At 31.5% G+C, this 4449-nt stretch carries 6 protein-coding genes; 3 read left to right on the top strand and 3 right to left on the bottom strand.

Annotated elements, in window-relative coordinates; genetic code table 11:
- Nucleotides 1–69: 69 nt before the first annotated feature.
- Nucleotides 70–1482 (top strand): hypothetical protein, encoded by a 1413-nt coding sequence (locus tag FTV41_RS13700; RefSeq protein WP_179991740.1) that lies wholly within the window; start codon nucleotides 70–72, stop codon nucleotides 1480–1482.
- Between the two features lie 69 nt (nucleotides 1483–1551).
- On the opposite strand, the gene FTV41_RS13695 is transcribed toward FTV41_RS13700, so the two are convergent.
- From FTV41_RS13695 to FTV41_RS13685, 3 genes are all read right to left on the bottom strand, one after another.
- Nucleotides 1552–1812, bottom strand: a complete 261-nt coding sequence (locus FTV41_RS13695) for a helix-turn-helix domain-containing protein (RefSeq protein ID WP_008917004.1) — start codon at nucleotides 1810–1812, stop codon at nucleotides 1552–1554.
- Entirely contained in the window at nucleotides 1809–2669 is an 861-nt protein-coding gene (locus tag FTV41_RS13690) for a replication initiation protein (protein ID WP_179991741.1), read from the bottom strand. Before FTV41_RS13690 ends, FTV41_RS13695 begins: the two co-directional genes overlap by 4 nt.
- Nucleotides 2670–2896: 227 nt before the next feature.
- Nucleotides 2897–3214: a hypothetical protein gene (locus FTV41_RS13685; RefSeq protein ID WP_179991742.1), complete on the bottom strand. Its 318-nt coding sequence runs from the start codon at nucleotides 3212–3214 to the stop codon at nucleotides 2897–2899.
- 26 nt (nucleotides 3215–3240) lie between these two features.
- On the opposite strand from FTV41_RS13685, the gene FTV41_RS13680 reads away from it, so the two are divergent.
- On the top strand, nucleotides 3241–3780 hold the full coding sequence (locus tag FTV41_RS13680; protein WP_179996694.1) for a hypothetical protein: 540 nt from the start codon (nucleotides 3241–3243) through the stop codon (nucleotides 3778–3780).
- Between the two features lie 223 nt (nucleotides 3781–4003).
- Entirely contained in the window at nucleotides 4004–4417 is a 414-nt protein-coding gene (locus tag FTV41_RS13675) for a relaxosome component (protein WP_008917002.1), read from the top strand.
- Nucleotides 4418–4449: the final 32 nt, after the last annotated feature.

Genomic DNA, 4449 nt, shown 5'->3' with positions numbered 1-4449 from the left:
ACGGTGAGCAATTCGCTTATTTGTTTGAAGAACTAACAGAGGATATAGAAAAAATAAAAGAGGTTTATAATGATACACAAACAGATAGGAGGTAAAAACAAACAGAGAAACGTTAAAAACTCATTATCTTATTTATTGCGTAAAGACAAAATAGAAGAACAACAATATATAAAAGTTTTATCTACAACAACAGAGAAAGATATTTTAAACTTTAACGAATATATTCAATCAAAAAACTTCTCTCACCCATACACAGCGGGCGTTCTTTCGTTTGAAGAAAAAGACATCGACGAAGATTTAAAAAATAAAATCATGTCAGAATTTGAAGAAATGATGTTCGCAGAAATCGCACCTGAGAACCGTCCCCCGGTCCTTTGGGTGCAGCATCAAGATAAAGGGCGACTAGAACTTAATTATCTTACATTCAACGCATTAGCAGATAAAAGAGCATACAAAACATACTATCACTATGCAGATAAAAAACTATTTAACGCATTTTGTGAAGTTGTTAATTATGAGAATAATATTAGCTCAGTTATAGACGTAGAAAATCACAAAGAAAGAAATAAGCTAATTAATACTTTAAATAATAAAATACCAAAACACAAAAAAGATATAGTAAATAAATTACAGGAAGAAATAATAGCGAAAATATCAATCGAAGAAATAAACAACAGAAAAGAATTAATTGATTTTTTAACTAAAGAGAAAAATATAATTATAAATCGTACAGGTGATAATTATATATCTATTAAATTTAGCGAAGAAGATAAGCCTGTAAGGTTAAAAGGAGATATCTATGAACAGAGCAGAGATTACAAAACTTATAACGAAGAATCAAGAATCGATCACAGAGCAGATCGAGAGTACGTTAAAAACGCACTCAGAGAGCACACGAGCGTTTTTGACGCAGAGCTTAGCAAAAGAACAAGTAGAAATAAAAAACGCTTTAAAAGAACACAGAACGAAAATAAGAATAGCAATGAACAAAACAATAAGAGAACAAATGACATTCAGGATGTTAGATCTGAAATATCAAGTAATAATAATAGCCTTATTAGGAATGAATTTATTTTTCTTAATTTTAATAATGATTTTAATAAAGAGAATTTAAACAATGAGCAGAATAATAGAAGCGATAAAACAGAAGAAAGAACAAGAGAACAAAGAATTAGAAGCATTGGAAGCGAAATTGAAAACATTAATCAAGAACAACAATCTATTTATTCGAAATTCGAAGATAGAAGTAGAGAACAACAATATATTAATGAGAAATCTAAAAGAATTAGAAGAAGAATTAGACTATCAAACAGATATGTTGACAGATTTTTTAGATTATTTTTTGACAATATCGAGCGATTTAAACGAACTCAAGAACTCAAAAAAAGCATCACTCAAAAAGTCTCAAAATTCTTTAAAAAACAAGAAGAAACGCAAGGGCAACAAAACAAAATTGAAAGACGACGAAGATTTAAAATCTGATATTCAAGACATGAAAAAAACGCTTAGTTTTTTATTTAGTTATTATAAGAACCACATAACAAAAGAGAGCTAAACGCTCTCTTTTAGATCTTGTTGCTTGTATCGCTTCGCTAGAGACGTTACAGCGTTATAAGAGCATTGCATAGCTTCCGCTACCTCTTTCCAACTCAGCCCCTTCTCTCGTAGCTCATACGCTGTTTTGCGACGATTTAATGCCTCTTTCTCGTAATCTTCTCTGTCTATAGCAGTGTATTTTATTACTGTTGTTATTGAGACATTAAATTTTTTTGCTAACTCTTTTTGTGTTAATCCGTCTCTGTTTACTCTCATTTTTTACCTCCTAAAAAATCAAGCATATTCAATATTTCGCTTTGTTTTTTATAGTTATTTTTTTTCTTTCCTAGATTCTTTTTTCCCCTTGCGCTTTGTATCTCTGAAAACTTAGCAACGTCAAAATTTTTCCATGTCCATTTGCCTATACTTCGGGCTGTCGCTTTTATTTCATTGAATGGCAAAGGGTTTTGCTGATTACAAACAGCGTTGAGGTTGATCGCTTGTCTCTCAACTTCTTTCATCCATTGTTCAAATGATGATGAAGATTTAAACCCTAAAACTCGTTTATAAGACCAAGCTCGCAGATCATCAAAAAGGTTAACATTGCGACCTAATCCGTAATTTTCAGCTTTAACGCTTTTAGGTTGATTTAAATCGACAAAATCAGCGAGATAATCGAGATCATACAATTCAGCACCAGACCACCAAGGCGACCAATGACTATTTAACGGGTTTTTAGTAATAAGCCCTACATAGTTAGGGTCTGAACCTAATCTGTTTGCTATGCTGTTTTCTACTGCGGAGGCATAGCGTAACGGTTTTAATTTTGCTTGTTGTGTTTTACAAACCCCGTTCTTCAAAATATAACCATAATGACACCTGCCAGATTTGGGGCTTTTCGTTATAAAGTGAGGAACAGGCAAGTTAACTTCTTCAAATTTATAAAAACAATTTTCTTCATCTAGATCGAATAGCAAGCAAGTTTGTATAGCTGGTTGATTAGCTTGTATGTAAAGCATTTCTAGCGCTTTTTCTTTTTTTCTAATTCTTAACCCATTACTTAAATCGTCAGAACAGTAGGGCTTCATTGGCATTTGACTTATAAAATTTTGTCTATTATCGTTGTTAAACATAAAGCAGTCCTTTTTCTCTGAAACCCTGTTGCTACGGTCGCCAAACTCAAAGCAATAGGGTTTCTGTTTTCTTATGTTTTAATACATCAAAAAAGTTTGTCAAGTGATTGCCTTAACCATATCAGATAACAGCCCCAAAGGGGTGGTTTTTTGGGCGTTAGCAAAGCAAACCTTTTTGAACGCTTCAAACTAACAAAAACAAGTTTTGTCAGCTCTCAGCGTTGAGCTTAATAGCTATCTTTCAAATCCTCGTCTTTAAAGTATTCGATAGCTTTAAGTATTTTCTCAAGGTCTACTTTATTTTTTTTATCTAATCCATCTTTTAATAATCCAGCCAGAATTGAGTTCTTTATTTCTGCTGTTACAACCATAGGGGCTAAAACAGATCTAGACTTTGGGTAGTCCTCCCAATGAAGACCTAGGCATTTTCTTGATTCTTCTTCGTTATTTAAGTGGTTATACTTACCGTATATCACGTAAAATCTTTTCTTTTCATCATAATGTGCAATGTTATATTCTTTCCAGTATGAAATGATCTTATCCATTATTTATTCCTTTTTTGAGGTTTGTTATGCCTAAAAATCACCTTATTTTTTCTACAATTACTCTAATAACAATCTGTTATCCAATCATATCATTAGCTAATGATATTCCGATTGAGTGTAAATCAGTAGAAGCTAACGCGTTAGTAAATCAAGCTTATAAATCACAATATGATAAGGCTTTTGTTGCTAAGCAACGGTTAGATCCAAATGAACCAGCGTCGTTAGTTTATGAAAAATTGACTGATTATGATTATAAAAATGGAGACTTCAAAGACATAATTATTCCATTGGATATATCGTTGACCCAAAATGCAGATACTCAATTGTTGGCTGTTCGAGAGGTTGCATATGATAATAAAAATAAAACTAGAACTTGTGAGGCAGCGGTTAAGATTTCAATAAGCGGTGTATTAATCGAAAATTATCAGGAATTAATTCCTAACGATATAGAGTTTAGAGATTTTACCAATCAGTTTAAAAATAAAGAGATAGGGACATTTAATATTAAATATATATTGGATAAGGATTATTCTGGTAACAATCAGATAGTTGTCTATGGATTATAATTAAGTGCGTAGCAGTGAGCGGAGCGAACTAGAAGAAAAAAGACCTCAAGATCGGTTTTGATTTTGGGGTTTATGTATTGACAATAAAGCAAAATATCTTATTTCTTAAGTAAGGGATACCTTAGATAGCAAGTTAGCGCAATACTTCGTATTACGTTACTTGTGAGGGGCTTCGCCCCTTCAATCCCCTGAAGGTCAAAACATAAAACACAAGGAAAAAAACATGGCAAATTTGAGCAATTTAAAAATTCTCATTGAAGATAAAAAAACATATAAAGATCGCTATCAACGTAAAAATTTTATTTCTTTATGTTTAAGTGACGAAGAATTAACAGAAGTTGAATTGTTAGCTGAAAAATTAGATTTAAAAAGAGCAGCAGCTATAAGAGCGTTACTTTTAAATAAATCTGCAATATTAAAAAATAAAATAAAAAATAACGGAAATAAAGAATATCTATTTCTATTAAATAATATATCTAATAACATTAATCAAATCGCTAAAAAAATTAATGCTAATATTGATTTTTTTATTAACAGCGCCAACGGTGAGCAATTCGCTTATTTGTTTGAAGAACTAACAGAGGATATAGAAAAAATAAAAGAGGTTTATAATGATACACAAACAGATAGGAGGTAAAAACAAACAGAGAAACGTTAAAAACTCATTAT

The sequence above is a fragment of the Acinetobacter sp. YH16051 genome (assembly GCF_013417135.1).
Lineage (GTDB): Bacteria > Pseudomonadota > Gammaproteobacteria > Pseudomonadales > Moraxellaceae > Acinetobacter > Acinetobacter towneri.
Note: the sequence above shows the minus strand (reverse complement) of the source record. Positions and strands in the feature narration are given on the sequence as shown.

What these genes read in the sequence shown, in the direction of transcription:
- FTV41_RS13695 (WP_008917004.1), bottom strand. Translation starts at nt 1,812, where the DNA reads ATGAGAGTAAACAGAGACGGATTAACACAAAAAGAGTTAGCAAAAAAA.
- FTV41_RS13680 (WP_179996694.1), top strand. Translation starts at nt 3,241, where the DNA reads ATGCCTAAAAATCACCTTATTTTTTCTACAATTACTCTAATAACAATC.
- FTV41_RS13685 (WP_179991742.1), bottom strand. Translation starts at nt 3,214, where the DNA reads ATGGATAAGATCATTTCATACTGGAAAGAATATAACATTGCACATTAT.
- FTV41_RS13675 (WP_008917002.1), top strand. Translation starts at nt 4,004, where the DNA reads ATGGCAAATTTGAGCAATTTAAAAATTCTCATTGAAGATAAAAAAACA.
- FTV41_RS13690 (WP_179991741.1), bottom strand. Translation starts at nt 2,669, where the DNA reads ATGTTTAACAACGATAATAGACAAAATTTTATAAGTCAAATGCCAATG.
- FTV41_RS13700 (WP_179991740.1), top strand. Translation starts at nt 70, where the DNA reads ATGATACACAAACAGATAGGAGGTAAAAACAAACAGAGAAACGTTAAA.